At 62.0% G+C, this 25,719-nt stretch carries 28 protein-coding genes; 10 read left to right on the top strand and 18 right to left on the bottom strand.

Going from position 1 to position 25,719, the window contains the following annotated elements:
- Complete coding sequence (locus tag ACR0DO_RS15535; RefSeq protein ID WP_421596817.1) at window positions 1–411, bottom strand: nuclear transport factor 2 family protein; 411 nt, start codon at window positions 409–411, stop codon at window positions 1–3.
- A gap of 98 nt (window positions 412–509) precedes the next feature.
- Here ACR0DO_RS15535 and ACR0DO_RS15530 point away from each other — a divergent pair, with 98 nt between their 5' ends.
- On the top strand, window positions 510–1,157 hold the full coding sequence (locus tag ACR0DO_RS15530) for an RluA family pseudouridine synthase (protein WP_480560058.1): 648 nt from the start codon (window positions 510–512) through the stop codon (window positions 1,155–1,157).
- 3 nt (window positions 1,158–1,160) lie between these two features.
- Here ACR0DO_RS15530 and ACR0DO_RS15525 read toward each other — a convergent pair whose 3' ends face one another.
- Window positions 1,161–1,346, bottom strand: coding sequence for a hypothetical protein (locus ACR0DO_RS15525; RefSeq protein WP_480560056.1), 186 nt, complete (start codon window positions 1,344–1,346; stop codon window positions 1,161–1,163).
- A 103-nt stretch (window positions 1,347–1,449) separates the two neighbouring features.
- On the opposite strand from ACR0DO_RS15525, the gene ACR0DO_RS15520 reads away from it, so the two are divergent.
- The 3 genes from ACR0DO_RS15520 (at window position 1,450) to ACR0DO_RS15510 (ending at window position 3,591) form a co-directional block, all read left to right on the top strand.
- Window positions 1,450–2,142, top strand: coding sequence for a helix-turn-helix transcriptional regulator (locus ACR0DO_RS15520; protein ID WP_480560054.1), 693 nt, complete (start codon window positions 1,450–1,452; stop codon window positions 2,140–2,142).
- 118 nt (window positions 2,143–2,260) lie between these two features.
- Window positions 2,261–2,932 (top strand): YiaD family glycine zipper/OmpA-like lipoprotein, encoded by a 672-nt coding sequence (locus ACR0DO_RS15515; RefSeq protein ID WP_480560052.1) that lies wholly within the window; start codon window positions 2,261–2,263, stop codon window positions 2,930–2,932.
- 116 nt (window positions 2,933–3,048) lie between these two features.
- Complete coding sequence (locus ACR0DO_RS15510; protein ID WP_480560051.1) at window positions 3,049–3,591, top strand: NADPH-dependent FMN reductase; 543 nt, start codon at window positions 3,049–3,051, stop codon at window positions 3,589–3,591.
- A 34-nt stretch (window positions 3,592–3,625) separates the two neighbouring features.
- On the opposite strand, the gene ACR0DO_RS15505 is transcribed toward ACR0DO_RS15510, so the two are convergent.
- Window positions 3,626–4,072, bottom strand: a complete 447-nt coding sequence (locus ACR0DO_RS15505; protein WP_480560049.1) for a GNAT family N-acetyltransferase — start codon at window positions 4,070–4,072, stop codon at window positions 3,626–3,628.
- Window positions 4,073–4,098: 26 nt separating this feature from the next.
- Window positions 4,099–5,139, bottom strand: a complete 1,041-nt coding sequence (locus tag ACR0DO_RS15500) for an NAD(P)/FAD-dependent oxidoreductase (protein WP_480560047.1) — start codon at window positions 5,137–5,139, stop codon at window positions 4,099–4,101.
- 49 nt (window positions 5,140–5,188) lie between these two features.
- On the opposite strand from ACR0DO_RS15500, the gene mnmC2 reads away from it, so the two are divergent.
- Entirely contained in the window at window positions 5,189–5,854 is a 666-nt protein-coding gene (gene mnmC2, locus ACR0DO_RS15495) for a tRNA (5-methylaminomethyl-2-thiouridine)(34)-methyltransferase MnmC2 (protein WP_480560045.1), read from the top strand.
- Window positions 5,851–6,720, top strand: coding sequence for a DMT family transporter (locus ACR0DO_RS15490; protein WP_170446972.1), 870 nt, complete (start codon window positions 5,851–5,853; stop codon window positions 6,718–6,720). Before mnmC2 ends, ACR0DO_RS15490 begins: the two co-directional genes overlap by 4 nt.
- Here ACR0DO_RS15490 and ACR0DO_RS15485 read toward each other — a convergent pair.
- A complete protein-coding gene (locus tag ACR0DO_RS15485; RefSeq protein ID WP_480560043.1) occupies window positions 6,694–8,658 on the bottom strand; it encodes a lytic transglycosylase domain-containing protein in 1,965 nt (654 codons plus the stop codon). The genes ACR0DO_RS15490 and ACR0DO_RS15485 overlap by 27 nt on opposite strands.
- Before the next feature lie 133 nt (window positions 8,659–8,791).
- On the opposite strand from ACR0DO_RS15485, the gene dapA reads away from it, so the two are divergent.
- Entirely contained in the window at window positions 8,792–9,664 is an 873-nt protein-coding gene (gene dapA / locus ACR0DO_RS15480; RefSeq protein ID WP_480560041.1) for a 4-hydroxy-tetrahydrodipicolinate synthase, read from the top strand.
- Between the two features lie 73 nt (window positions 9,665–9,737).
- On the opposite strand, the gene ACR0DO_RS15475 is transcribed toward dapA, so the two are convergent.
- The 7 genes from ACR0DO_RS15475 to pdxR all read right to left on the bottom strand — a co-directional run bounded on the left by ACR0DO_RS15475 (window position 9,738) and on the right by pdxR (window position 19,714).
- A complete protein-coding gene (locus ACR0DO_RS15475) occupies window positions 9,738–10,625 on the bottom strand; it encodes a dimethyl sulfoxide reductase anchor subunit family protein (RefSeq protein WP_480560039.1) in 888 nt (295 codons plus the stop codon).
- A complete protein-coding gene (locus ACR0DO_RS15470) occupies window positions 10,625–11,374 on the bottom strand; it encodes a 4Fe-4S dicluster domain-containing protein (RefSeq protein ID WP_480560037.1) in 750 nt (249 codons plus the stop codon). The genes ACR0DO_RS15475 and ACR0DO_RS15470 overlap by 1 nt, the downstream gene beginning before the upstream one ends.
- Window positions 11,371–14,190 carry a molybdopterin oxidoreductase family protein gene (locus tag ACR0DO_RS15465; protein ID WP_480560035.1) on the bottom strand — a complete coding sequence of 940 codons (2,820 nt, stop codon included), beginning with the start codon at window positions 14,188–14,190 and terminating at the stop codon, window positions 11,371–11,373. Before ACR0DO_RS15465 ends, ACR0DO_RS15470 begins: the two co-directional genes overlap by 4 nt.
- A gap of 27 nt (window positions 14,191–14,217) precedes the next feature.
- Window positions 14,218–15,249: a YeiH family protein gene (locus ACR0DO_RS15460; RefSeq protein WP_480560033.1), complete on the bottom strand. Its 1,032-nt coding sequence runs from the start codon at window positions 15,247–15,249 to the stop codon at window positions 14,218–14,220.
- Between the two features lie 71 nt (window positions 15,250–15,320).
- Window positions 15,321–16,343, bottom strand: a complete 1,023-nt coding sequence (gene pta, locus ACR0DO_RS15455; RefSeq protein ID WP_480560031.1) for a phosphate acetyltransferase — start codon at window positions 16,341–16,343, stop codon at window positions 15,321–15,323.
- Between the two features lie 5 nt (window positions 16,344–16,348).
- Complete coding sequence (gene xsc, locus ACR0DO_RS15450) at window positions 16,349–18,127, bottom strand: sulfoacetaldehyde acetyltransferase (RefSeq protein ID WP_480560029.1); 1,779 nt, start codon at window positions 18,125–18,127, stop codon at window positions 16,349–16,351.
- A 126-nt stretch (window positions 18,128–18,253) separates the two neighbouring features.
- Window positions 18,254–19,714, bottom strand: a complete 1,461-nt coding sequence (gene pdxR / locus ACR0DO_RS15445) for a MocR-like pyridoxine biosynthesis transcription factor PdxR (protein WP_480560027.1) — start codon at window positions 19,712–19,714, stop codon at window positions 18,254–18,256.
- A 135-nt stretch (window positions 19,715–19,849) separates the two neighbouring features.
- Between pdxR and ACR0DO_RS15440 the strand changes: the two genes are divergently transcribed.
- Both ACR0DO_RS15440 and ACR0DO_RS15435 read left to right on the top strand, forming a co-directional pair.
- Entirely contained in the window at window positions 19,850–20,158 is a 309-nt protein-coding gene (locus ACR0DO_RS15440; RefSeq protein ID WP_058283064.1) for an ArsR/SmtB family transcription factor, read from the top strand.
- Complete coding sequence (locus tag ACR0DO_RS15435; RefSeq protein ID WP_480560025.1) at window positions 20,151–21,182, top strand: permease; 1,032 nt, start codon at window positions 20,151–20,153, stop codon at window positions 21,180–21,182. The genes ACR0DO_RS15440 and ACR0DO_RS15435 overlap by 8 nt, the downstream gene beginning before the upstream one ends.
- A gap of 38 nt (window positions 21,183–21,220) precedes the next feature.
- Here ACR0DO_RS15435 and ACR0DO_RS15430 read toward each other — a convergent pair whose 3' ends face one another.
- Both ACR0DO_RS15430 and ACR0DO_RS15425 read right to left on the bottom strand, forming a co-directional pair.
- Window positions 21,221–21,664 carry a hypothetical protein gene (locus tag ACR0DO_RS15430; protein ID WP_480560023.1) on the bottom strand — a complete coding sequence of 148 codons (444 nt, stop codon included), beginning with the start codon at window positions 21,662–21,664 and terminating at the stop codon, window positions 21,221–21,223.
- Complete coding sequence (locus ACR0DO_RS15425; protein WP_170446947.1) at window positions 21,664–22,425, bottom strand: DUF1013 domain-containing protein; 762 nt, start codon at window positions 22,423–22,425, stop codon at window positions 21,664–21,666. Before ACR0DO_RS15425 ends, ACR0DO_RS15430 begins: the two co-directional genes overlap by 1 nt.
- 130 nt (window positions 22,426–22,555) lie before the next feature.
- Between ACR0DO_RS15425 and ACR0DO_RS15420 the strand changes: the two genes are divergently transcribed.
- Entirely contained in the window at window positions 22,556–23,197 is a 642-nt protein-coding gene (locus ACR0DO_RS15420; RefSeq protein ID WP_480560021.1) for a ribonuclease T2 family protein, read from the top strand.
- Here the strand turns inward: ACR0DO_RS15420 and ACR0DO_RS15415 are convergent.
- The 4 genes from ACR0DO_RS15415 to ACR0DO_RS15400 all read right to left on the bottom strand — a co-directional run bounded on the left by ACR0DO_RS15415 (window position 23,194) and on the right by ACR0DO_RS15400 (window position 25,575).
- Window positions 23,194–23,694 (bottom strand): hypothetical protein, encoded by a 501-nt coding sequence (locus ACR0DO_RS15415; protein ID WP_480560019.1) that lies wholly within the window; start codon window positions 23,692–23,694, stop codon window positions 23,194–23,196. The two genes, ACR0DO_RS15420 and ACR0DO_RS15415, sit on opposite strands and share 4 nt — an antisense overlap.
- On the bottom strand, window positions 23,691–24,434 hold the full coding sequence (locus ACR0DO_RS15410) for a hypothetical protein (RefSeq protein WP_480560017.1): 744 nt from the start codon (window positions 24,432–24,434) through the stop codon (window positions 23,691–23,693). Before ACR0DO_RS15410 ends, ACR0DO_RS15415 begins: the two co-directional genes overlap by 4 nt.
- A gap of 138 nt (window positions 24,435–24,572) precedes the next feature.
- Window positions 24,573–25,166 carry a recombination mediator RecR gene (gene recR / locus ACR0DO_RS15405; protein WP_170446939.1) on the bottom strand — a complete coding sequence of 198 codons (594 nt, stop codon included), beginning with the start codon at window positions 25,164–25,166 and terminating at the stop codon, window positions 24,573–24,575.
- Window positions 25,167–25,230: 64 nt separating this feature from the next.
- Entirely contained in the window at window positions 25,231–25,575 is a 345-nt protein-coding gene (locus tag ACR0DO_RS15400; protein ID WP_170446937.1) for a YbaB/EbfC family nucleoid-associated protein, read from the bottom strand.
- Window positions 25,576–25,719: the final 144 nt, after the last annotated feature.

Raw genomic sequence — 25,719 nt, 5'->3', positions numbered from 1 at the left:
TCAGCTGAGCGCGTTCTTGTATTCAAGGAATCGCGGATCGGTCATGACGCGGGCCATCATCGCCTCGCGCAGGGCGCCGATGGTTTTGTAGGGGCGCATGACGACCTCGAACTCCTGAATCAGCCCGTCATCGTTCAGCGTGATCAGATCGACCCCAACGGCGTCCAGATCGCCGACCTTGCACTGGAATTCCAGCGCCCAGTCCTTGCCCTCACCCATCACGCGGCGATAGCGGAAATCCGAAAACACTTGCCCCACATGGCCCAGCACAGCCGCCACCGGTTCGCGTCCGGTCCAGGTGCTATAATAGGTGGGTGGGGAAAAGCGCACATCCTCGGCCAGCAATTCGTGGATCAGGCTTTCATCGCCCTTGGCGACCACCTCCTGCATGCGTTCGATCGTGGGGTGCATGGGTTCTCCTCTCCGCTTTGGGGGCAGAGTTGCTGAACCGATCCGTTCAGGCAAGCGCGACGTTGCGGGAGGTCGCGCGCTGCGATAGGCAGGCGCGCATGAGCGAGACCTATGATCCCCCCAAGACCCCTCTGGACGTGCTGCATGAAGACGCGCAGCTGATTGTGGTGAACAAACCCTCGGGGCTGTTGTCGGTGCCGGGGCGGGGCGAGCATCTGGCCGATTGCCTGCTGAGCCGGGTGCAGGCAGCGTTTCCGCAGGCGTTGCTGGTACATCGGCTGGACCGGGATACCTCGGGGGTGATGGTCTTTGCCCAGGCGCCCCATGCGCAGCGCCATCTGAGTATGCAGTTCGAGAACCGCCAGACCCGCAAGACCTATGTGGCGCGGGTTTGGGGGCAGGTTGAGGAAAAGACCGGAACCGTTGATCTGCCACTGATCGTGGATTGGCCCAACAGGCCGCGCCAGATGGTGTGCCACGAGACCGGCAAGCCTGCCGTCACCGACTGGCGTGTCATGAAGTATGAGGGCCGCACGACCCGTCTGCGCCTGTTCCCGAAGACGGGTCGGTCGCATCAGTTGCGGGTGCATATGCTGGCGCTGGGCCACCCGATTCTGGGTGACCCGTTCTATGCCGAAGGCGCGGCGCGGGATTTCCCGCGTCTGATGCTGCACTCCGAGGAACTGCGCCTGAAGAACCCAGACGGTGGGGCGTCGATGAAGTTCCGCGCCAAGGCGGATTTCTGAACCTTACGCCGTACTGGTCCACAGCATCTTGAGGTTGCCCAGCGAAAACCGCCTGCGGCGTTTGCGCGGGGCGCGGGGTTGACGGGCGGCCATGATCTCACGTTCGATCTCAAAGCCGCGCAGGGTGTGATCCTGCGCCCAAGGGCCCAGTTTCAGGGTCATCATCACATGATTGTCGAGGCTTGGCATCGGTGATCTCCTTTTCGTCTGGTACCAAGTCTCGCCCATCACTCCTGACACCACCCTGTCAGGGGGGTGTGCTAGGGTGTCAGCAGTTGACCCGGAGAAACGTATGCGCCGATCCACCCGCCTGTTCGAAATCATCCAGATTCTGCGTGCCGCCGAGGCGCCGGTCACGGCTGAAACGCTGGCTCAAAAGCTGGAAGTGTCCGCGCGCACGGTCTATCGCGATGTCGCCGCCCTGCAGGCGCAGCGTACGCCCATCGAGGGCGAGGCGGGCGTCGGGTACCTGATGCGGCGCGGCTATGACCTGCCGCCTTTGAATTTTGACGCCGAAGAGGTCGAGGCGCTGTGGGTCGGCCTGTCGATGCTGGCGCGCACCGGCGACAGCACGTTGCAACAGGCCGCCGACCGGGTGTGCCGCAAGATCGAAGCGCTGCGCGAGCCCGCCGACTGGCTGCAGGTGGCCCCCTGGGGGGCTCCGATGGACGATCCTGAAAAAGGCTGTGTGCCGGTTGTGAACTATCGCGAGGCGATCCGGAATGAGCGTAAGATCCGCATCACCTATGTGAATGCCGAAGGTGTCCGGACCGACCGGATCGTTCGCCCTGTTGCGCTGATCTATCACATCGAATGCACCCTGTTGGCCGCCTGGTGCGAGCTGCGCAAAGGGTTCCGCCATTTCCGTACCGATCGTATCTGGGCCTGTGACCTGACCGAGGATCATTTTTGCGGGCAGGGCGAATCTCTGCGTGCGCTCTGGCAGGAGCAGAACCAATGGGATGCCTCGGCACGGGCGTCTTAAGTGGCGGGTATTCGCCGATTTCACCGGATTGTTGCTTGAGAACACCTGCGGGCGGCGCGATATACTGCGCCAAACAAAACGCGTCCGGTAAACGGGCGCCGGAGCAGAAGGTGATATCATGACGATTTCCAAATTTGTTTTGTCCGCCGGGCTGGGCTCGGCCATGTTTCTTGGGGCCTGTACGGATCCCGGCACGCTGAACCTGCCGTCCGATCCCAATCAGAACGCCAAACAGGGCGCGCTTTTGGGTGGTCTGGTCGGGGCCGGTGTTGGCGCGATTGCCAATAACTCGAACCCGGGTCTGGGTGCATTGGCCGGGGCCGCGGTGGGGGCCGCCGGTGGCGGTCTGATCGGCAACCAGCTGGACCGTCAGGCGGCCGAACTGCGCCAGCAACTGGCCAATCAGGGCATCACCGTCACCAATGCGGGCGACCGGCTGATCGTCACCGTGCCGAACGATATCTCGTTTGACACCGACAGCGCGACCGTGCGCCCGGCGCTGCGCGCCGATCTGGTGCGGGTGGGGCAGAACCTGACGCGGTACCCCAACTCGAGCGTTCAGGTCATCGGTCATACCGACAGCGATGGCGAGGCGTCCTATAATCAGGCCCTGTCCGAGCGCCGTGCCCGGTCCGTGGCCGATATCCTGCAGGCCAATGGCGTCAGCGGCGCCCGGATCAGTACAATCGGCCTGGGTGAGAACCGCCCCGCCGCCTCGAACCTGACGCCCGAAGGCAAGGCCCGCAACCGCCGGGTCGATATCGAGATCATTCCCAACGGTCGCACATAAGCTGAGGGGGCACCTGCGGGTGCCCCTTTTTTGCACATTGACTGCGCGTCACCAGGGCTTTGGCTGGCGCGGGTCTCGGGCTAACTTCGGGAAAAACACCATGACGGAGTTCCCCGATGTCCGAACCGATCCTGCTGAGCCTTTCGGGCTCGTTGCGCCAAAACGCCACCAACCGCAAACTTCTGCGCGAGGCGGCGCGGCTGTTCAACCCCGGCACTCATATCGAGGCTGATCTGAACCTGCCGCTTTATGACGGTGATCTGGAAGACGGCGAAGGCATTCCGCAGGCGGTCCAGACGCTTGCCGATCAGATCGCGCAGGCCCGCGCGGTGATCATTTCCACACCGGAATACAACAAGGGTCCGTCGGGTGTGCTGAAAAACGCGCTGGACTGGGTCAGCCGGACCGAGGGCCGCCCGTGGGCCGACAAACCGGTTGCCGTAATGTCGGCGGCCGCTGGGCGTGCGGGCGGGGAACGGGCGCAGATGGTGTTGCGCAGCTATATGGTACCGTTTCAGCCACGCATTCTGCAGGGGCCGGAAATCCATCTGGCCAACAGCTCGAACGAGTTCGACGAGCAGGGGAAACTGTCCAGCGACCGCTATGAAAGAAGTTTGCGTGTGCTGATGGAGAAACTGCGGGCCGAGGCGGGATTTTGAACTACTCCAGAAGCAGTTTCTTTGGGTCGGGGCATCAGTCCAGCCGCTTCCGCATCGTAAGTGATGTTGTTCGATCATAACCGGGGTGGGTTGTCTCGCCGGTTACCACGAATCCCAGACGTGCAAAGGCCGCATGATTTTCGACAAGTTCGATCCGGGTTTGCAATTCCAAGGCCCGAAACCCTTTGGCACGGGCCCGTTGTTCGGCCATTTCCACCAGACGTCGGGCCAGCCCCTGACCGCGTTTGTTTCGGGCAACGGCGAGTTTGGTCAGATACAAGCAGTCCGGCTTGGGCGTCAGAAAGACGACTGCATCGGGCCGATCTCCTATCCCCCAAATCTCACCGTCACGCGCCTGACGTTTAAGCTCTTCCATGGTCAGGCGATGCATTGAAGAGGGCGGGTCAATGCGGCCCTCCATATAGGCAAAAGTCTCGCGGATCAGCTGCAAGACTTCTGTCAGGCGCGTGCTGTCTGACATCAGGCGTGAAGGGGTTTTATCGGCGTTCACAAAGACGCCTCGGGCCGAAATTCGTCGGGGATCAAATCGCGCCCGTCCAGCATCAGATCGGCCACGACTTCGGCCACTTTGGGGGCCATGCCGAAACCGATCTTGAAACCACCATTGGCGATGAACTGCCCCTTGTGCAAAGGATGCGCGCCCAGCATCGGGGCGCGGCTTTTGCTGCGGGGGCGGACCCCGGCCCACCGTTCGATCACCTCGGCCCCATGCAGCACCGGCACCGCCTGCGTGGCGCGCTCCAGCACGTCGTCCAGCGCATCATCGGTGCTGGATGGGTCGTCATAGTCCCGTTCCGAGGTCGAGCCGATCGCCAGCGTGCCATCTGCGTGAGGCACGATATGGATCGCATCGGCAAACAGTTGCGGAACCTCACCCGCATCAAAGCGCAGCAGTGCGGCCTGCCCCTTGACGCCATTGCCGACAGTTTTGCCAAAGGCCTGGCTCAGCTCCTGCAACCCGGCCAGACCGGTGGCGTGAACGACCTGACCCTGGTCCGGTGCTTCGGCTGCCACGTCCACTCCCATCACCGCCAACGCCGAAACCAGCGCGGCACAGGCGCGGCGGGGATGCATCCGGGCGCTCAGCGTGTCGTGGATCACGAAACCGGTCGGGCTGGGCGGGCACCATGACCCGAGCGCCCCGGCCTCGACAACCCGCCATTCGGCGCGGCCCTGCCAGAGTTCGGCAGCGGTGGCCGCGCGGGCATGGGCAAGCTCCAGCGTACGGGCATCCGCGATGGGCTGCAACCGGCCCAGCCGCGCATATCCGGGGGAAACGCCCCCTGTGGCTTCGACCTGCTTCCAGAACGGCTCGGCCATGATCAGGCTGTCGAACTGAAAGGCTTTCTTGGCGTTCCAGTTCTCGGGCACATGCGGGGCCAGCGCACCGACCAGCCCGTTGCTGGAGCCTGCGCCGGGGCCGAAGGGGTCGACGACCTGCACCTTGGCGCCGCGCCGGGCGCAGGTCCACGCAATGGAGAGGCCAAAGATGCCCGCACCGCGCACCGTTACATCGACCATTGCCATTCCCCTTTTCCTTGTTCAGTGTCGCGCCGCTTAGCTACAGGATTCCCCGATGGCAGACCAGCGCGCTGAACTGACATGGACCGAGGATCAGATTCCGGTCTCGGACCGTTTCGACGATCCGTATTTCTCGCTGCAAAACGGGCTTGAGGAAACGCGCCACGTGTTTCTGGCGGGCAATGATCTGCCCGCACGGTTTGCGCCGGGGTTCCGCATTGCTGAACTGGGGTTCGGCACCGGCCTGAACATGCTGACCGTGTGGTCCGAGTGGGAGAGGGCGGGCCAGACCACGCCGCTGACCTTCACCAGTTTCGAGGCCTTCCCGGTGGTGCCCGAGGACATGGCCCGCGCACTGGCGGCCTTTCCCGAGCTTGCGCCTTGGGCCGACCGTTTTCTGGCCCGGTGGCAGGGCGGGCGTTGTGATCTGGGCACCCTGCACCTTGAGGTGATCGAGGGCGATGCGCGTCAGACATTGCCCGCATGGCAAGGCGCGGCTGATGCTTGGTTTCTGGACGGGTTCTCTCCGGCCAAGAACCCCGAACTTTGGGGCGCGGACCTGATGCAGCAGGTGGCCGCCCATACGGCGGCTGGTGGCACGGCCGCGACCTATACCGCCGCCGGATTTGTGCGGCGCGGGCTGGAGGAGGCGGGTTTTGCCGTCACCCGCACCCCCGGATATGGCCGCAAGCGCCATATGACCCGGGCGATCCGGGAATGACCCAACAGAACAACACCCGGGCCGGTATCGCGCTGATGGTCGCGGCAACGGTTGTGTTTGCCTTGCAAGACGGCATCTCGCGCCATCTGGCGGGGACCTACAACACCTACATGGTCGTGATGATCCGCTATTGGTTCTTCGCCGCCTTTGTCATCGCGCTGGCGGCGCGCGCGCCCGGAGGATTAAGCGCCGCGACCCAGACGAGCCAACTGGGCTTACAGGTGTTCCGAGGAGTACTTCTGGCGACCGAGATTTGCGTCGCCGTCTATGCCTTTACCGTGCTGGGCCTGATCGACAGCATGGCGGTGTTCATCTGTTACCCGTTGCTGGTCGCAGCACTCAGCGGGCCGGTTCTGGGCGAGCAGGTCGGTTGGCGGCGCTGGGTGGCGATCGGCGTGGGCTGCATCGGGGTTCTGATCATCCTGCAACCGGGTGTGGGTGTGTTCAACCCATGGGCCATTATCCCGCTGATTTCGGCGTTTTTGTTCGCGCTCTATGGTCTGCTGACCCGCTATGCCGCCCGCAAGGATACCGCGGCCACCAGTTTCTTCTGGACTGGCGTTGCCGGGGCGGTGGCGATGACGCTGGTGGGCATGTGGTTCTGGGAGCCGATGGCGCGCGCGGATTGGGCGTGGATGGCGCTGCTCTGCGTTAGTGGCGTACTGGGGCACTGGCTGCTGATCAAATGCTATGAAATGGCCGAAGCCAGCGCCGTGCAGCCCTTTGCCTATTTCCATCTGGTCTGGACGGCCATCATCGGCATTTCCGTCTTTGGTGAGGCGTTGCGGCCCGCAGTTATCCTCGGGGCCGCATTGGTTGTGGCTGCGGGCCTGTTCACCCTATGGCGCGAACGAAGCCAGGGTTGAGCCGACCAGCTCCTGCGAGAACGGAACCGGCAGTGCGGGCTGACCCAGGCGGGCGCGATAGACCGGCAGGCTTTCCGCCACCCGCATCACGTAATTGCGGGTCTCGCTGAAGGGGATGGTCTCGATCCAGTCGACCACGTCGATCTCACCGGCGCGGGGGTCGCCGTATCGGCCCATCCATGAAATCGGGCGCCGCGGCCCGGCGTTATAGCCTGCCGCCATCATCACCACGTTGCCGTTGAAATCCGCCGCCAGTCCGGACAGGTAATTTGCCCCAAGCTTGGCGTTGTACTGCCAGTCCGACGTCAGCTTCAGCGTCTTGTGGCCACTGAGGATACCCAGCTCCTTGGCGACAAGCTTGGCCGTGGCGGGCATCACCTGCATCAACCCGCGCGCGCCTGCACCGCTGATCACCACCGGGTCGAACTCGCTTTCGCGGCGGGCGATGGCCAGCGTCATCTCTTTTGCCATGGGAAGTCCCATATCGGCGACCGGGTGCACCGGGTAATAGGCGGCGGGCAGCACGATGCCGGTTTTCGCGGCACGTTTGGCAATCATCACCGCCAGATGCGGCTCCTTCAGTTCGATCACCAGATCGCCCAGCTGCGTGGCCTGCACTGGATCCAGCTCTTCGACCAGATGGGTCAGGAAACGCTCGGACAGGTTGTTTTCCCCGGCACGCAGCAACAGCAGCCCGGCCTCCAAAACGCTGGAATTGGCGAAATCGGCCTGTCTCCAATGCGGTGCCCGGCGCGGATTGGCCAGCTCGCTGTCAAAGGGGCGCCCGATCCGCTCGGCCGCCAATAGCCCATAAAACGAAGTCTGATAGTCCGCGCCTTCCGCGTAGGCGTCATAAGCTTTGTCGGCATCTCCCTGCGCCGCATAGGCCCGGCCCAGCCAATAGCCACCGCGCCCTTTCGAGATGGGCGATTCCACCGCGCCCGAGAAGTTCTGGAAATGCCGCACCGCCGTGGCGGGGTCATTCAGCTTGCGCAGCGCAAGGAACCCGGCGAGCCATTCCAGATCCGCATAGGCATAGCCCATCTCGGGCGTCATATGGTGGGCGGCAGCGATCTTATACGCGCGGCTGACATCGCCATTGCGCATCTCAAGCCGGGCCAGACGACGGCGGCCCTCGGCCCATTTGTCCGGTTCACCCAGCGCATCCGGCCCGGTCGAGCGCGCCAGCATCAGATCAATCGCGCTGTCGTCCAGTTCCTTCCGGTCGCGCCAGACAAACCGGTCAAAGGCCAACCCCGGAGACTCGGCCAGCGATTTTGGAACTGCGGCAACCTTTCCATCTACACCGGGCTGGCGCTTTTGCAGGGCAATCCGCGCCTCGGCCAGCTTTCGCTGATCGGTGCTGACCAGCGGCAGCATCTGCGCGGCGCTGACAAGGTGCCCATCCCACAGCATCCGGTCCAGCCGGGCGGCGTGATGGGGTTTCAGCAGCTTGCCAAAATTCTCAAGATAGTCCTTTTGCAGCCCGGCCCCCATCGGCATGGTGCGCCAGGCGGTCACGATATCGGCCTCGGCATCCCCCGGACGTCCTTTTGCCCTCAGCGCCACGGCATAGTTCAGTGCGCCTTCCGCGGTTTGCGGCGGGTTGCCAGCATAGAATTTCAACACCCGGTCGGGATCGGCACCGGTGAAGGCGGGCTCGCTTTTGTGCCGCAACCAGGCCAGCCCGGGCCAGTCCGGGCGACGGTCCAGAAACACCAGCACATCACCCGAGCTGCCAAAGCCCTGCCGCAGCCAGTGCCAGACAATGATATCGCGGCTGACAGACCCCCGCTTACCCGACACGCGCAGGGCCGCATTCCAGTCGCCCTTGCGCATTTCGTTCATCCCGGCGCGCAGGTCGCCAACGGCGTCGGCTTGCGCCTGCCCGATTGAGCCCAGAATCACCGCTATCAAAAGCGCCAGAACGCGTGTCATGCCTTGCATTTCCCAACCAACCAAGGATACAGCCACTCAGGATAAACCTTGTGCTGCCGGGATCAACTCACATCGCGACGATTGTGATGGCCCCAAGCGCAAAAATTGCTAACCGCACACCAAGGAGCGTGCCATGTTCAAAGGCTCGATGCCAGCCCTCGTCACCCCGTTCACAAACGGCGAGTTGGACCTGAAGACGCTCAAACACTTGGTGGAATGGCAGATTCAGGAAGGCTCGACCGGGCTGGTTCCCGTTGGCACCACCGGTGAAAGCCCGACGCTCAGCCATGAAGAGCATGAAACCGTGGTGGAAGAGGTCGTCAAGGCCGCTGCCGGTCGTGTGCCGGTGATCGCGGGTGCGGGTTCGAACAACACGGTTGAAGCGATCCGGTTTGTGCGATTCGCAGAACGGATTGGTGCGGATGCGGCGCTGGTGGTGACGCCTTACTACAACAAGCCGACCCAAAAGGGCCTGGTCGCGCATTTCCGCGCGCTGCATGACTGCGCCGATATTCCGATCGTCATCTACAACATCCCCGGCCGGTCGGTCATCGACATGACCCCTGCAACGATGGAAGAGCTGGCCAAGCTGCCGCGCATCGTAGGGGTAAAGGACGCCACCGGCGATCTGGCGCGGGTCAGCCAGCAGCGCGCGTCCTGCGGGCCGGACTTCTGCCAGCTGTCGGGCGAGGATGCGACGGCGCTGGGCTTCAACGCGCATGGTGGCGTTGGCTGCATCTCAGTCACCGCAAACGTTGCGCCGAAACTATGCGCTGAATTCCAGCAGGCCACACTGGCGGGCGATTATGCCAAGGCGCTGGAGTATCAGGACCGTCTGATGCCGCTGCACGAGGCGATCTTTATCGAACCGGGTCTGGTGGGCGCAAAATACGCGCTCAGCAAGCTGGGCCTGTGCAGTGAAGAGGTGCGCTCGCCGCTGACACCGCTGGACGACAGCACCAAAGCCGCCATCGACGCGGCAATGGCCCATGCTGGTCTGATCTGACTTTATAACAATAAAAATGAATGGGCTGCCTCTGATCACAGATGGCCGCCCATTTTCGTTTTAACGCTAAGCTTCAACGCTTGCCGTAATACAGCCCGACCACATGTTCCGCCTGCGCAAAGAACAGCCAGCGCGACACTACAACGCCGGTCAGATGCGACAGCACCGCCAGCAGGGCAAAGATATGCTTGATCGCGACGCCCGAGACCGGGATCAGGATCAGCAGCAAGGGCAGCACAAAGGCCAGACCAAAGGAAATCACCCGCAGTTTCTGCGCATGTTTGCGACCCACCACATGGACGAATTCACGCAGCAGATAATTGGTGCCCGTATGCGGTGGTTCAAAGGCACGGACGGCACCTCGGCCACCCAACCCGGTGGCGGTGCCCAAACTGGTGCCAGAGCTGGCAAACGCGCCGTCGCCCTTGGCCCAATAAGCGAGCTGCACCAGCCCTGCGAGGGCCAGCAGCCACGGGGCCAGGGCCTCGGCGCCAGCCAACAGCGCACCCCCGGCCAGACTGAAGGACAGGAACATTGCCGGTGTCAGGTTCATGTTCCAGCGCGGGATGGTCCTGAGCTGCGTATAGATCATCGAGGTGGTAAACACTGTCGCCAGGCTGAGCAGCGCCCCGATCCAACCTATGACCGTCCAGTGGCTGCCTGCAAACACGGCGCCAAGCGCATAAAGCCCCATGATAAGCAGCGCAGCAACCGCGCAGACCCCCTCACGGCTGAGCCAGCTGGACCTCCATTGGCTGAACGCTTTCCACGCACGTTCTGGGTGACCCAGGTGGAAGGTCGAGGCCAGCAGCCCGCCCACAGCCAGTGCATAGGCGATGGCATAGAACACGAAGGCGACGAAACCGGTCACTTCGGGCTGGCCTAGGCCAAGGAAAAACAGCAACCCGAAGCCCAGCCCGGAGCAGGTTGTGAAGATGATGACAGAGGGGGCCGGATGCATCAGAGCTTCTCCAGTGTTTTGTCGAGCCAGCCAAGGAACCCTTTGGGCTCTTCGGCAACAGGGGCAAGCAGCGGGGCCAGAATGTCGATCTGGTCCTCAAGCTGGTCCTTGGGCCGTGGCGGCAGGTATTTGTTGACGGGTTTGGTGCCCATTTCAGGCATCAGGTCCATACCCTCGCGTTCAGCGACCAGTTTGCTGACATCGCTGTCAGGGTCGCCCAGATCGCCAAAATGGCGTGCTCCGGCCGGGCAGGTGCGCACGCACGAGGGCACGCGGTCCACCTCGGGCAAGTTCTCGTTATATATGCGATCGACACAAAGGGTGCATTTCTTCATCACGCCTTCCGCCACATCCAGTTCCCGCGCGCCATAGGGGCAGGACCAGGCGCAGAGGCCGCAGCCGATGCAGTCGCTTTCATTGACCAGCACGATACCATCCTCGACCCGCTTGTAGCTGGCTCCGGTGGGGCAGACGGTGACGCAGGGCGCGTCCTCGCAATGCAGGCAGGACTTGGGGAAGTGAATCAGTTGGGCGTGGCCTTCGGCAGGCGTGACCTCGTAGGAATGCACCCGGTTCAGGAAAGTGCCCGAGGGGTTGCCGCCATAAGCGTCCTGATCCGACAAGGGCGCGCCGTAGTTTTCGGTGTTCCAGCCTTTGCAGGAAATCACGCAGGCATGGCAGCCGACGCAGGTATCCAGATCGATGACCAGACCCATCTTGCGCTCGGTGGATTGGGGGAGTTGAGTCATTTGCCTACCTTCCACGCAAGATCTTTCGGGCCGGTGCCAACGGGTGACTTGATCGGGCCAAACTCGGGCTGGCTTTCTGCATCACCCGGGGCGTTGGTTTTTTCGATTTTCACTTTCAGGTCGAACCATGCGGCCTGTCCGGTGATCGGGTCCGAATTGGTCCAACGTTGCCCGTCCCCTTTTGGCGGCAGCAATTCGTGGATCAGGTGGTTCAGCAGGAAGCCCTTGGTCGCCTCGGGCGCGTCCTCTTGCAGCGCCCAGGCGCCTTTGCGCTTGCCGATGGCGTTCCATGTCCAGACGGTGTTGTCGTTCAGCGCGGCCATCTCCATCACCGGGACGGTGATTTCCCCGTGCGGAGAGGTGACCTTGGCCCAGTCGCCATCCTTCAACCCGTGCTCGCGCATCAGTTTGGTCGGGACATAGAGCGGGTTGCGCCCGTGCAACTGGCGCAGCCACGCATTCTGGGTGCCCCAGCTGTGATACATCGCCATCGGGCGCTGGGTCAGGGCGTTGACGGTGAAGCCTTCGTTGCCCTGCTGATCGGTTTCGTACCAGATCGGCAGCGGGTCCATCGTGTCCTTGATGCGCTGGCGCAGGTGGTCGGGGGGCTGGCGGTCTCCATGGCCTTCGGCGGCAAGTTGGAATCGGCGCATCGGCTCGGAGTAAAGCTGGAACAGATAGGGTTGCGGGCTGTCATAAATCCCCATGCCCACGGCCCAGTCCTGATAAGCCGTGTTCCATGGTTTGTAGTAATCCGCACCCTCAGGAATATGCGCGACGTAGAAACCGCCGTTTTCGATATAGCGGTTCAGTTGGTCCGGATTGACCTCACCACGCCCTTCCTTGTCGCCGTTTTCACCCCGGAATCCGGCCAGAGGGCCGATACCCGGTTTTCGCTGGTGGTTGACGATATAGTCGGCGTAGTCCTTCCACTTGGGTGTGCCGTCCTCGTTGGTGAAGCCGGGCAGGCTCATGCGGTTCGCAAGTTCGATCAGCACCGATTGGAAGCCGCGCACATCGCGGTCAGGCTCGACCACCGGCCAGCGGATGGCGTCGGCGGCCGCGTCGGCCTCGCAGATCGGGCGATCCAATAGCGAGATGCAGTCGTGCCGCTCCAGATAGGTGGTGTCGGGCAGGATCAGATCGGCATAGGCCACCATTTCCGAGGAATAAGCGTCGGAATAGATGATGCGCGGGATGGTATATTTGCCGTCCTCATTTCGGGCGGTCAGCATCTCCATCACGCCTTTGCTGTTCATCGACGAGTTCCACGACATATTCGCCATATACATGAACAGCGTGTCGATCTTGTACGGGTCACCTGCGGCGGCGTTCGAGATCACCATATGCATCAGCCCGTGGGCGGACATCGGGTTTTCCCAAGTGAACGCCTTGTCGATGCGCTGGGCGGTGCCGTCTTCGTTCAGCAACAGGTCCTCGGGGCCGCGTGGGAAGCCAAGGTGAGGGCCTTCCAGCGGGCGGCCCGGTCGGCGGTCTCCGTGTGGGGTGGGGTGGGCCTCGATGGGTTTGGGGTAGGGCGGTTTGAAGCGGAAGCCGCCGGGGACCTCGACCGTGCCCAGCAGGATTTGCAGGACGTGCAAGGCCCGGCAGGTCTGGAACCCGTTGGCATGGGCCGAGATACCGCGCATGGCGTGGAAGCTGACCGGGCGGCCTGTCATTTTGCTGTGTGTCTCGCCCCGGAAGTCGGTCCATTCGTGGTCCAGCTCGATCGCTTCGTCAAAGGCCACGCGGGCGATTTCAGCGGCGATGGCGCGGATGCGTTTGGCAGGGATGCCGCAGCGCTCGGACACGTTTTCGGGGGCGTGCTCGTCGGACAGGTATTTCTCGGCCATCAGGTGGAAGACCGGGCGATGGGTCACGCCGTCTTTGTTGTACGTGGCCGACAGGTCCGGGCGCACGCCGGGTTTGTCGAAGGCGGCAGGTTCTCCGGTCACGCGGTCGATCACCAGAGGTTTGCCGTCGGCGTCGCGCAGGAACAGGCCCTTCTGGGGGCCTTCGGCTGCATTTACCAGAATCGGCGCGTTAGTGTAGCGGGCAAGGTAATCCAGATCAATCTTGCCCGCCTTCATCAGCACATGGATCAGCGAGAGGATGAACAGGCCATCGGTGCCGGGTGTGATCCCGACCCAATCATCCGCCACCGCGTTATAGCCGGAACGGATCGGGTTCACCCCGATCACCCGCGCGCCGCGCGCCTTGATCTTGCCCAGCCCCATCTTGATCGGGTTGCTGTCATGGTCCTCGGCCACACCGAATAGCATGAACAGCTTGGTATGCTCCCAATCGGGCTGACCGAATTCCCAGAACGCGCCGCCCATCGTGTAGATGCCACCAGCGGCCATGTTGACCGAGCAGAACCCGCCATGCGCCGCGTAGTTGGGCGTGCCGAAGTGCTGTGCCCAGAAAGAGGTAAAGCTCTGGCTTTGATCGCGCCCGGTGAAGAAGGCCAGTTTCTGCGGGGCGGTCTCGTGCAGTTCGTTCAGCCAGCCGACCGCCGTGCTGATCGCCTCATCCCATTCGATCTCGCGGAATTCACCCGAACCACGCGGCCCGACCCGGCGCAGGGGCTTGCGCAGGCGGGAGGGCGCATTGACCTGCATGATCCCCGCCGAGCCTTTGGCGCACAGAACCCCCTTGTTCACCGGGTGATCGCGGTTGCCTTCGATATAGGCAACCTTGCCGTCCTTCATGTGAACGTTGATGCCGCAGCGACAGGCGCACATGTAACAGGTGGTGCGCCGGACCTCGTCCGAGACTTTGGGGCTGGTGTCGATCTTCGGTTGCTGGATGGTCATCTGGCGTCCTTCTGTCGGGGCGGCGGATCAGGTCAGGAATGTTATTCCGGCGAGGATAACTCCTGCAATGAAAAGAGTTTCTACGACGATCAGGGCGATTGCAGCGCCGCCGACCGACAGGATCTGTTTCAGGTTGGTCTTCATGCCGACCGCGGCGATGGCGATCAGCAGCAACCAACGCGAGATCTGGCTGAGCAGGTCCGAGACGAAGGGTGGGATCAGCCCGAACGAGCTGGCCCCGGCCAGAACCAGAAAGCCCACCACAAAGCTGGGCAGGATCGGGGGGCGCTTTCCCGCCTCGTCCATGTCGGTGACGCCACGGATGATCAGCGAGGCGACCAGAACCACCGGCGCCAGCATCGCCACGCGGAACAGTTTTACCAGTGTCGCGGTGTCGCCGGTCTGTTCCGAAATCGAGAATCCAGCGCCCACCACCTGCGCTACGTCGTGGATCGTGCCGCCCAGGAATACGCCGCCTGCCACGTCGCTCATGCCCAGCATGCGTACCAGAATGGGATAGGCGATCATTGCGATGGTCGACAGCACAGTAACGCCCAGAACGGTGAAGATCAGCCGTTCCTCGGACCGTTCGTCCTTGGGCAGGATGGCGCTGATCGCCATCGCCGCCGATGCCCCGCATATCGCAACCGACCCTGCGGTCAGAAAGGCAAAGCGCCATTTATGGCCAAAGAACCGTGCGATCAGCAGGCCAAAAGCAATCGTAGCCAGCACGCCACCAACGACCAAAGCGATCAGGTCCCAACCCAGACCCATCATCAGCGTCATCGATACGCGCACGCCCAAAAGCGCCACGCCCAGACGCAACAGCGATTTCGCGGCAAAACCGATGCCGGGAACGGTTTTGCCCTCTTCCCCCAGAAAGCTGAGCGCGATGCCCAGCAACAGCGCCATCAGCATGGCAGGCGTAGCGTAGTGTTCTGACAGGAACTTGGCGGTCACGGCAACGGTCATTGCCACCAGCACGCCGGGAAACAGGGTGCGGATTGCCTGCGATGCGTTTGCGTCTAAAAGAGACGTAAATTCGGTCTTTGCCAGCATCTACCCGACAGGCCTTCTGGAAAAAGTTGCGGTAACGGCGGGCAGGCCGCCGGGGTTGTTAGGTGGCAGGGTCAACGCGTCTCCGGCTTGGATTTGGCGTGTTGAGCCTGCACGGTCGTCACGGCGATCATGTGCAGAATGTCTTCGGCGGAGCAGCCGCGCGACAGGTCGTTTGCCGGTTTGGCCAGCCCTTGCAACACCGGGCCGATCGCCTCGACCCCGCCGATGCGCTGGGCGATCTTGTAGCCCAGGTTTCCGGCGTTCAGGCTGGGAAAGACAAAGACATTCGCCTCACCTTTCAGGGGCGAGTCCGTGGCCTTCTGTGCCGCGATCTCGGGCACAAAGGCTGCATCGAACTGCAACTCTCCGTCGATCAGCAGCGCCGGGTCCTTTTCGCGCGCGATATGCGTGGCTTCGACGACCTTGGAAACCTTGGCATGTTCGGCGCTGCCAGAGGTGGAAAAGGACAACATCGCAACGCGCGCGGTGTCGCCGGTCAGGGTCTCGTAAGACGCGGCCGACGCGCGGGCGATCTCGGCCATTTCCCGTGCGTCCGGGTCAACGACCAGGCCGCAATCGGCAAAGATGCGGGCGCCTTTGACCTCGTGATGATCCTTGCAGAACAGCATCAGGAAAAAGCTTGAGACCATCGCCGCATCCGGCGCGGTGCCGATGATCTGCAACGCGGCGCGCACGGTGTCGGATGTGGTTTCAACCGCACCGCCAACAGTGCCGTCGGCAATGCCCTGCTGCACCAGCATGGCGGCATAGGTCAGCCGGTCCGTGATCTGCTGCCGCGCGTCTTCCAGCGTCATCCCCTTGTGCTTGCGCCGTTCGTACAGCGCCTGCGTCAGATCGGGCGTTAGTTCAGATTTGGCAGGATCGTGGATTTCGATCCGTTCAGGATCGTAGCCCTCGTGGGCCTCCAACAAGGCTGAAACTTCGGCTTTGTCGCCAATCAGGATGATCCGCGCGACGTTCTCTTTCACAGCCATGACCGCGCCTTCGACAACGCGGGGATCATCGCCCTCTGCCAGGGCGATGATCTTGTCAGAGGCGCTTGCCGTCCCGAGAATGGCGCGCAGAGGCTTCACGCCGATTAGGCCCCGGCCTGTGGGGTCATGTCGCCCGCGCTGATACCGGCAACCTCGACAGGCCTCTTCATCGCGTCACGGCGGAAGGGCTCGCCCAGTTCCTGGTTGATCATGGCCTCGATCAGGGTGGTGATGCCGTTCTTTTGATCCTCGATGGCCTGATTCAGGGCTGCGGTCAGCTCGTCCTGAGTGCGGGCAACGACGCCTTTCAGTCCACAGGCCTGCGCGATACCGGCGTAAGAGACCTTGGTGTCCAGCTCGGTGCCGACGAAGTTGTCGTCAAACCACAGGGTCGAGTTCCGCTTTTCCGCACCCCATTGGTAGTTGCGGAAGACGATCTGGGTCACGGCGGGCCATTCGTCGCGGCCGATCGCGGTCAGTTCGGTCACGGCGATGCCAAAGGCGCCATCGCCCGAAAAGCCAACCACGGGCGTGTCCGGACAGCCGATCTTGGCGCCGATCACCGACGGCAGGCCATAGCCACAGGGGCCGAACAGGCCGGGGGCCAGGTATTTGCGGCCTGCCTCAAAGGACGGGTAGGCGTTGCCGATGGCGCAGTTGTTGCCAATGTCGGACGAGATGATCGCCTCTTTCGGCAGCGCGGATTGAATCGCGCGCCATGCCATGCGCGGGCTCATCCAGTCGGGCTTGGCGGCACGGGCGCGTTCGTTCCAGGTGGTGCCCGGATCGTCCTGCTCGTGGTCCATCGAGGTCAGCTCCTGCGCCCAACGCGACTTGGTTTCCGCGATTTTCGCCTTGCGGGCGTCGCGGCCTTCGTCGCCTGCGGTGTCGGAAAGCTGTGCCAGGATATTGGTCGCAACGGTGGCCGCGTCGCCAACGATACCGACCGAGACCGTCTTGGTCAGGCCGATGCGATCCGGGTTGATGTCGACCTGAATGATCTTCGCCTCGGTCGGCCAGTATTCCAGACCGTAACCGGGCAGGGTCGAGAACGGGTTCAGACGGGTGCCGAGGCACAGAACAACGTCGGCCTCCTTGATCAGCTCCATCGCGGCTTTCGAGCCGTTATAGCCCAGCGGACCGGCAAACAGCGGGTGCGAGCCGGGGAAGGCGTCGTTGTGCTGGTAGCCGACGCACACCGGGGCGCCCAAACGCTCAGCCAGTGCTTTCGACGCTTCGATGCCGCCCGCAGACAGAACCGTACCGGCGCCGTTCAGGATAACCGGGTTCTTGGCACCCGACAGCAGCGCGGCGGCTTCGGTAACGGCAGCGGCGCCGCCAGAGGGCAGCTCGAAATCGACAACGGCGGGCAGTTCGATGTCAACGACCTGAGTGAAGAAATCACGCGGCACGTTGATCTGCGCCGGGGCCGAGGCGCGCTTGGCTTTGGTGATCACGCGGCTGAGGACTTCGGCCATCCGCGACGGGTCGCGTACTTCTTCCTGATAACAGACGCAGTCCGCGAACATGCGCATCTGCTCCATCTCCTGGAAACCGCCCTGGCCCATGGTCTTGTTCGCGGCCTGCGGTGTGACCAGCAGCAGCGGGGTGTGGTTCCAATAGGCGGTTTTCACGGCGGTGACAAAGTTGGTGATGCCGGGGCCGTTCTGCGCGATCATCATCGACATCTTGCCGGTGGCGCGGGTGTAGCCGTCGGCCATCATCCCGCCCGAACCTTCATGCGCGCAATCCCAGAACGTGATGCCAGCTTTCCCGAAAATATCCGAGATCGGCATCATGGCCGAACCGATGATGCCAAAGGCATGTTCGATCCCGTGCATTTGCAGAACCTTAACAAAGGCCTCTTCCGTGGTCATTTTCATCTGACTGTTCTCCGCGCATAGCTAGGTTGAGCCGGGCCATCAGCCCGACGTTTGAATACGGTTTAGGCGCAAGGGACCCGGCGGCGTTAGGGCCAGAATTTGCGGCGGAATAGGTCCAGAATTGTCTCAACTGGCGCGAATGGCGTCGGCGATCAGCGTCACACCCGGCGCGATGCGGTCCTGCGGGATCGAGGAATAGCCCAGGCGATAGAAATTCTGCGGACGGTCCGGTCCGGAAAAGAACGGCGCGCCGGGCTCGATATGAACGCTTTGGCCTTGCAAGGTGCGGGCCAGCCCCGCCGTGTCGATATGTTCGGGGGCCGACATCCACAGCGAGGACCCGCCCAGAATGCCACGCCCGGCCACGGTCAGGCCGTGCTCTTCGATGGCGCTGTCCAATGCTTCGCGCCGTTGCGCCAGAACCTTGGACATGCGCCTGATCTGCGCGTCGTAGTGGCCCAGCGACAGGAAATAGGCTGCCGTACGCTGGATATGGCCGGGGGGGTGGCGCAATACCAGAGACCGCAGTGCACGCGCCTCGCGGATGAACGGCTCGGACCCGACCATGTAGCCAAGCCGCAATCCTGGAAACAGCGATTTCGAGAAGCTGCCCACATAGATCACCCGCCCATCCCGATCCATCGACTTCAACGCAGGGGACGGCGCGCCCAGAAAGGCCATTTCGAACTCATAGTCGTCCTCGACCACCATCGCATCCAGTTCACGCGCCCTCTCCAGCAGCTTGTGCCGGCGGTCGACCGGCATGGTCGAGGTCGTCGGGCTTTGGTGGCTGGGCGTGGTGAAGATGACGTCGGTGTCCTCGGGCAGTGCATCCGGGGTTAGCCCGTCGCGATCAACCGGCAGCGGGGTGACGTCGCAATCCCAACATTCCAAAAGACTGCGCAGGGCGTAATAACAAGGGTCTTCGATCACTGCCGTCCGGTTGTGGGTCAGCAAGATGCGCGACGCCAGCCACAGCGCGTTCTGCGCGCCCATGGTGATCAGAATTTCTTCGGGGCGGGCGGCTATACCGCGGCGGGGCAGGGTGTGGCGGGCGATGAACTCGACCAGCAGCGGGTCGTCCTGATCGACGTAATCGGCGGTCAGGGAATCGAAATCCTTGTGGCCCAGCGCCCGCACGGCACACAGGCGCCAGTTGGCATGATCGAACAGGGTGCGGTCGGCCTGTCCATAGATGAACGGATAGCGATAGTCGCGCCAGTCGGCCGGTTTCGACAGCACATCGCGCCCCGAGAACCGCCGGGCCAGCGCTGCGTCCCAATCCACGGTTTCAGTGCCCCGCTGAACAGGGGAGTATTTCGGCGGCACCGGCGCGTTTTGCGAGACATAATACCCCGACCGGCCTTTGGCCGTCAGGTAATCGTTGGCCAGCAGCTCGGTATAGGCCAGCGTCACCGTGATCCGGCTGACGCCCAGATGCGCAGCCAGTTTGCGGGACGAGGGCAGCTTTTCCCCGACATGAAACCTGCCGGACAGGATGCCTTCGGCGATCATCTGCTGGATTTGCGCCTGCAGCGTGCCTTGCCCGTTCAGCTCAAGAAAGAAAGTGTCGACCGATATTGCCATAGGCCCTTATAGATTGGACTTATGGGGTGAGCAATCTGGACTTAAGCAATTCTCGAGAATTCGTGATGCGGATGGTTGACCCTGTGGCTTGATTAAACTAAATAACCAGAAATCTAGTTTAATGGAGTAAGCGAGATGTGGGAAACCGCTGCAGCAGGATTTTCGGCCATGGGCTCCGAGGCGCGGCTGAAGGTTCTGAGAACGCTGGTCCGGGCCGGACAGGCCGGTCTGACAGTTGGCGAGATACAGGAACGGACGGGGATCGCCCCGTCGACCCTGGCGCATCACCTGCGGTTTCTGGCCGCCGGTGGTGTGGTTGAACAAGAGAAAGTCGGGCGCAGCACGATCAACCGGGCCTGCTATGACGAGTTGAGAAATCTGGCGCAGTTCATTCTTGCCGAATGCTGCGCGGACGAAGTGGGAAAGGCGGCGAACGATGGCTGAGCTGACACAAAACCCCAAGGTTTCGGCCAGAACCGCGCTGGACCTGATCAAGACCCCCTGGGCGCTGATCGTGGCGATCCTGGCGGCTGTCGCCGTTCTGGACCCTGGCAACTGGACCGAGGTCGTGACCTTTGCCGGCAAGGCGCTGGCGCACACCGGCCAGTACATCCTGTTTGCCGTATTGCTGCTGTCCTACCTCAAGGCAACCGGGGCCGAGGTGATGGTCGCGCGCGCCTTTGAAGGGCGCGAAACGCGGATGATCCTGCTGGCGGCTCTGTTCGGCGGGTTGGCCCCGTTCTGTTCCTGCGAGGTCATCCCGTTCATCGCAGGGCTGTTGGCATTGGGCGCGCCGCTGTCAGCGGTGATGGCGTTCTGGCTCAGTTCTCCGCTGATCGACCCGCCGACCTTGCTGATTACGGCGGGCGCATTGGGGTGGCCTTTTGCCATCGGCAAGGCCGTTGCCGCCGTTGCGTTGGGGCTGTTCGGAGGGTTTGTCGTGCGGGGCCTGATGCGCTCGGGTGCATTTGCCCAGCCCCTGCGCGAATACAAACCGGCAGGGTGTTGCGGATGCGGGCCGAAACAGGATGACAAACCGGTCTGGCGGTTTTGGCAGGAACCCGAACGCCGTCAGCGGTTCCGGACCGAGTTTGTTCACAACGGGCTGTTCCTGCTGAAATGGCTGGCGCTGGCCTATGTGCTCGAGGCGCTGCTGGTCAGCTATGTCCCGGCGGACCTGATCGCCCGTGTGGTCGGCGGTGAAGGCATCGTGCCCATCGTGATTGCGGCGCTGGTCGGGATGCCGGCTTATCTGAACTCATATGTCGCGCCGCCGCTGTTGGCCGGGCTGACGGAGCAGGGGATGAGCGCAGGTGCGGCGATGTCGTTCATGATCGCAGGCGCGGTCAGTTCGATCCCGGCGATGGCGGCGGTCTGGTCGCTGGTCAAACCCCGGGTCTTTGCAACCTATCTGGGGTTGGGGATCACAGGCGCCATCATTGCGGGCATCCTGTTTCAAATGATCTGAAGGAAAAACCGCCCGGTGTGACCACCGGGCGGTTTTGCTTATTGGTTGGCCTCGCAAAGGCTCGGCATTTTGAACCGATACCGAGGCTCACCGCTTTCCACATAGACCCGTTTTTCGATGCAGGCGCTGGTGCCAACGGTTTGTGACACCCGGCCTTCGGTCGATGTAATCGACGTGGCAGACCCATCCGGCAGCTGGACCGAGGCGACGACGCCGTTGCTGAGATCGCCATTGATCGGGGTCGCAGACAGAACCGCGACGGTGATGAACGAATCATGCTCGTGTGCACCATTGTCATTCAACACCAAAAGCGCCGTTGCGATCGAGATCGTACCAACAACCGCCACGACCAGCAGGCCCCATGTCTTCAGGAAGGCATAGATCGATACGGCACGGTGTGGGCCGAAGAATTTGGACAGGATGGTCAGCATGGTATTTCCGCAAAAAGCCCCGGTCTGATCGAACCGGGGCTGTCTGTGCATCAGGGGCGCAGATCGTCTTCGTCTTCATCCTCGGCCCCGCCTTTGGGCAGGTTGAAGAAGCTGTCGGCGTCGATGATCGGCTCTTCCTCGGCCTCTTCTGCCGGGTCGTCGGACAGCGAGAACGTCTCCAGACCTTCGATGGCGGTCGGGATCTTGGGTGCAGCGTCCATTTCAAGCGACTGTTCGGTCGAGACCAGTTTGCGGCGCTCGTCATCGCTCATGACGCCACCTTCGGCGGCCTTCTTGGCGGCGGCTTTCTGCACAATAGCGTCCAGTTCGGACTGTTTGCACAGGCCCAGAGCCACCGGGTCAATCGGCTGCATGTTGGAGATGTTCCAGTGGGTCCGCTCGCGGATCGACTGGATGGTGGGCTTGGTGGTGCCGACCAGCTTGGCGATCTGACCATCGCTGAGTTCGGGGTGGAACTTGACCAGCCACAGGATCGAGTTAGGACGGTCTTGGCGCTTGGACAGCGGCGTGTAACGCGGGCCACGGCGCTTTTCCTCGCCAGCAGCGGCGGCGTTGAACTTGAGCTTCAGCTTGTGCAGCGGGTTGTTCTGCGCTGCGTCGATCTCTTCCTGGGTCAGTTGGTTGTTGGCGATCGGGTCAAACCCTTTCACGCCTGCGGCCACGTCACCGTCTGCGATGCCCTGCACCTCAAGCTCGTGCATGCCTACGAAATCCGCGATCTGCTTGAAGCTGATCGTGGTGTTGTCCACCAGCCATACGGCTGTTGCCTTGGCCATAAGCGGTTTTGCCATCAGCCCGTCTCCTATAAATACATCTGTCCCGTCGCCGGAATTCGGCGGCCCCGTGGTCTTGGGGCAGGTTTCCGTTGTCGGGGAACTTGGGGCCTATATAGTCGCGGCACGGCAAGAAGGGAAGAGGCGAATGCGCTGCGCGGTTTTGGGGCTGATTTTGTGGGTGTTCGGCGCGATTGTGGCGCTGGCCGATGGCGAAAAGGCAGGCGAGTTCGACTATTACGTCCTGTCGCTCAGCTGGTCGCCCAACTGGTGCGCCCGCGAAGGTGATGCGCGCGGGTCGGACCAATGCGATGCGCGGCACGATCACGGGTGGATCCTGCACGGGCTCTGGCCGCAATACCATCAGGGTTGGCCCGCCTATTGCCGCACGCCCGAGGCGCCGCCGTCGCGCGGCATGACCCGCGATATGGCCGATATTCAGGGCTCATCCGGATTGGCATGGCATCAATGGAAAAAACACGGCACCTGTTCCGGCCTCAGCGCGCCCGACTACTTTGCGCTGTCGCGGCAGGCCTATGAGGGCGTTCAGCGTCCGCCTGTGTTTCGCAAGCTGGACGCGTCGGTCAAACTGCCCGCTTCGGTGGTGGAAGAGGCCTTTCTGAAAGCCAATCCCGCGCTGGAGCGGGACATGATCACAATCACCTGCAATCAGGGCTACATCGAAGAGGTGCGCCTGTGCCTGTCGCGCGACCTTGAACCGGTGCCCTGTGGCCGGGACGTGATCCGCGACTGCGCGGCCAAGGATGCGCTGTTCGATCCGATTCGTTAGAGTTCCCGGTTCTGGCACTCGCGGGCGTATTCCAGCGCCTTGGCGGTGCCTTTGAGATCAATCGCCATCACCACTTCGCCCGCCGGGTTGTAAACGGTCATCGTCTTGTTCTGAGCGATCGCTTGGACGAAACTCCGGTCGGTGAAGAACACGGTCGCCCCCGGCACATCGCGCTGGTTGAACCCGATGGCGGTGGCATCAAAGCTCTTGCCGTCCAGTTCGAACCGGATCGGATAGCTTTTGCCTTGTTCGATGTCGCCCCAGGCCTTGTTGTAGACGGCGAAATATCCGCGATTGTCCAGCGCGTCATAACCGATGCGCACCACCGAGAGGTCCTGATACACCGTCTGGATCAGACACCCGTTGCCAAGCGCGGGGTCCATCATGATGTTCCAGCCTTCGACAAAGCCCTTGTCGATGAGTTCCTGAGACAGGGCAGCGGTGGCGGTGAAGGCGGTGAAGGCGGTAAAGGCGAGGGCGAGGAGGTTGTGTTTCATAGAAAACTCTCAGTTCTTTGACACGGAAGATAAGGGTCGACGATTTCCTTGAGGAAATAGGCCAGCTTAACGTTCTTCGAACTCAGCCGTATCGAAAGCTCGGAAAGTGCTGAGATGTCCCGAGGCTGCAACGGATAGTTTCTCAGTATCTCAGACAAGTCATCAGGCCCGAGTTTGTCGCCCCAAGCCATAACAATGGTAGGTGCTGCTTCACCTCCGTGGAGACTCGCAAATCCCAAAGACAATATTGCAGCGATGTAGTCCTCCGCCTCGCCGACGACTTCTAAACATGCCTCCGCAATACCTTCGCTATTTTCTGCATACCATCCTTCCAGCGCAGCGAGAGTTTTCATGTCCTCGCTGGTCAAGCGGGATGGGGTGGGTAACCAACTGTGCTGATGGTCGCTTAATTTCAGCGATAGGCCATTATAGCTTCTTCCTGAGTTCACGTGGTCTCGATCCTTTGAGGAAGATATTGCGCGACTCATCGTTAACGAAAAGAATTCCAGCACATCATTGGAATCCGTTGAATCCCTGCCCGAGAATTCCCAGAGCCATGGAAAAGCGGCATATGTCACGGGGTACAGGTCTTCCTGATGATGCAGCTGCTCCCAGAAAAGGTCCATGGCGGTTTCCGCGTCCCAGGATTTTTCAAGTTTGGCTAAAGCACCAGCTACATCTTGAACGCCATAAGGACCATAAAGTCGGGACCAAATCGGGTCAGAAAATGGAATAAGCAAAGGTTGCCCCGAAAAAACGCTGTTTAGGGAAGGTTAAGGGCACAACTGCTGCAATTCCAGTATTTTACCTCCTCGAGGGGTGAGATTTGGGGTTTGCGACCTGAAGAAATGCTATATTCAGAATGCGTTGCGGAAAATCTACAACTCCTTCCGCGCCCTGAGCGCCGCCGTAATCGTCCCGTCATCCAGATAATCCAACTCTCCGCCAATAGGCACGCCCTGCGCCAGTGAGGTCAGGCGGACCTGTCCCTCCAGTTGATCGGCAATGTAATGGGCGGTGGTCTGGCCATCGACGGTGGCGTTCAGCGCAAGGATGATCTCAGTGATCCCTTCGCCCATGACCCGGTCTTTGAGGCGGGGGATGCGCAGCTCGTCCGGGCCAACTCCGTCGAGTGCCGACAACGTGCCGCCCAGAACGTGATAGCGGCCTTTGAACACGCCTGCGCGTTCCATCGCCCAGAGGTCGGCGACGTCCTCGACGACGCATAACTCACCGGTCGCGCGGGCCTCACTGTCGCAGATGTCGCAGATATCGGTGGTGCCGACATTGCCGCAGTTCAGGCATTCGCGGGCGGTGATGGCAACCTGCTGCATCGCATCCGATAGCGGCGTCAGCAGCAGGGCGCGTTTGCGGATCAGGTGCAGTACCGCGCGGCGGGCCGAGCGCGGGCCGAGGCCCGGCAGCTTGGCCATCAGGTCGATCAGGTTGTCGATATCGCTGTTCGAACTCACCGGGGATGCTCCTGCAAAAGGGCCGGGCAGGGGTGCCCGGCTGGTATTCCGTCAGGAGTGTGTATCAGAACGGCAGTTTGATGTCTGCGGGCAGACCCATGCTTTCGGTCAGTTTTGCCATCTCGGCCTGCGAGCGTTCGGCCGCCTTGGTCTGCGCGTCCTTGATAGCGGCCAGGATCAGGTCCTCGACCACTTCCTTGTCGTCGCCGTTGAAGATCGACGGGTCGATGTCCAGACCTTTGAGTTCACCCTTGGCGGTGGCGGTTGCCTTGACGAGGCCAGCACCGGATTCGCCGACGACCATAAGGTTGTTCAGCTCTTCCTGCATTTCGGTCATCTTGGATTGCAAATCCTGCGCGGATTTCATCATCTTGGCCATGTCGCCCAGACCGCCGAGTCCTTTGAGCATCGTTTTTCTCCTGTGTATCGGTTTGCCGCCTAAATACGGATGCCAACCGCGCGGCACAAGGGCCGAGGATGCTCCCGCCCGTCGTCAAGGTCTTTGGCAAGACCTTTCCTCCCGTTGGGCCCGGCAGCGCGGGCAAAGCCCGCG

It is taken from the genome of Ruegeria sp. AM9, assembly GCF_056540565.1.
The sequence above is the reverse complement of the archived record's forward strand: the minus strand, read 5'-3'. Positions and strand labels throughout refer to the sequence as shown.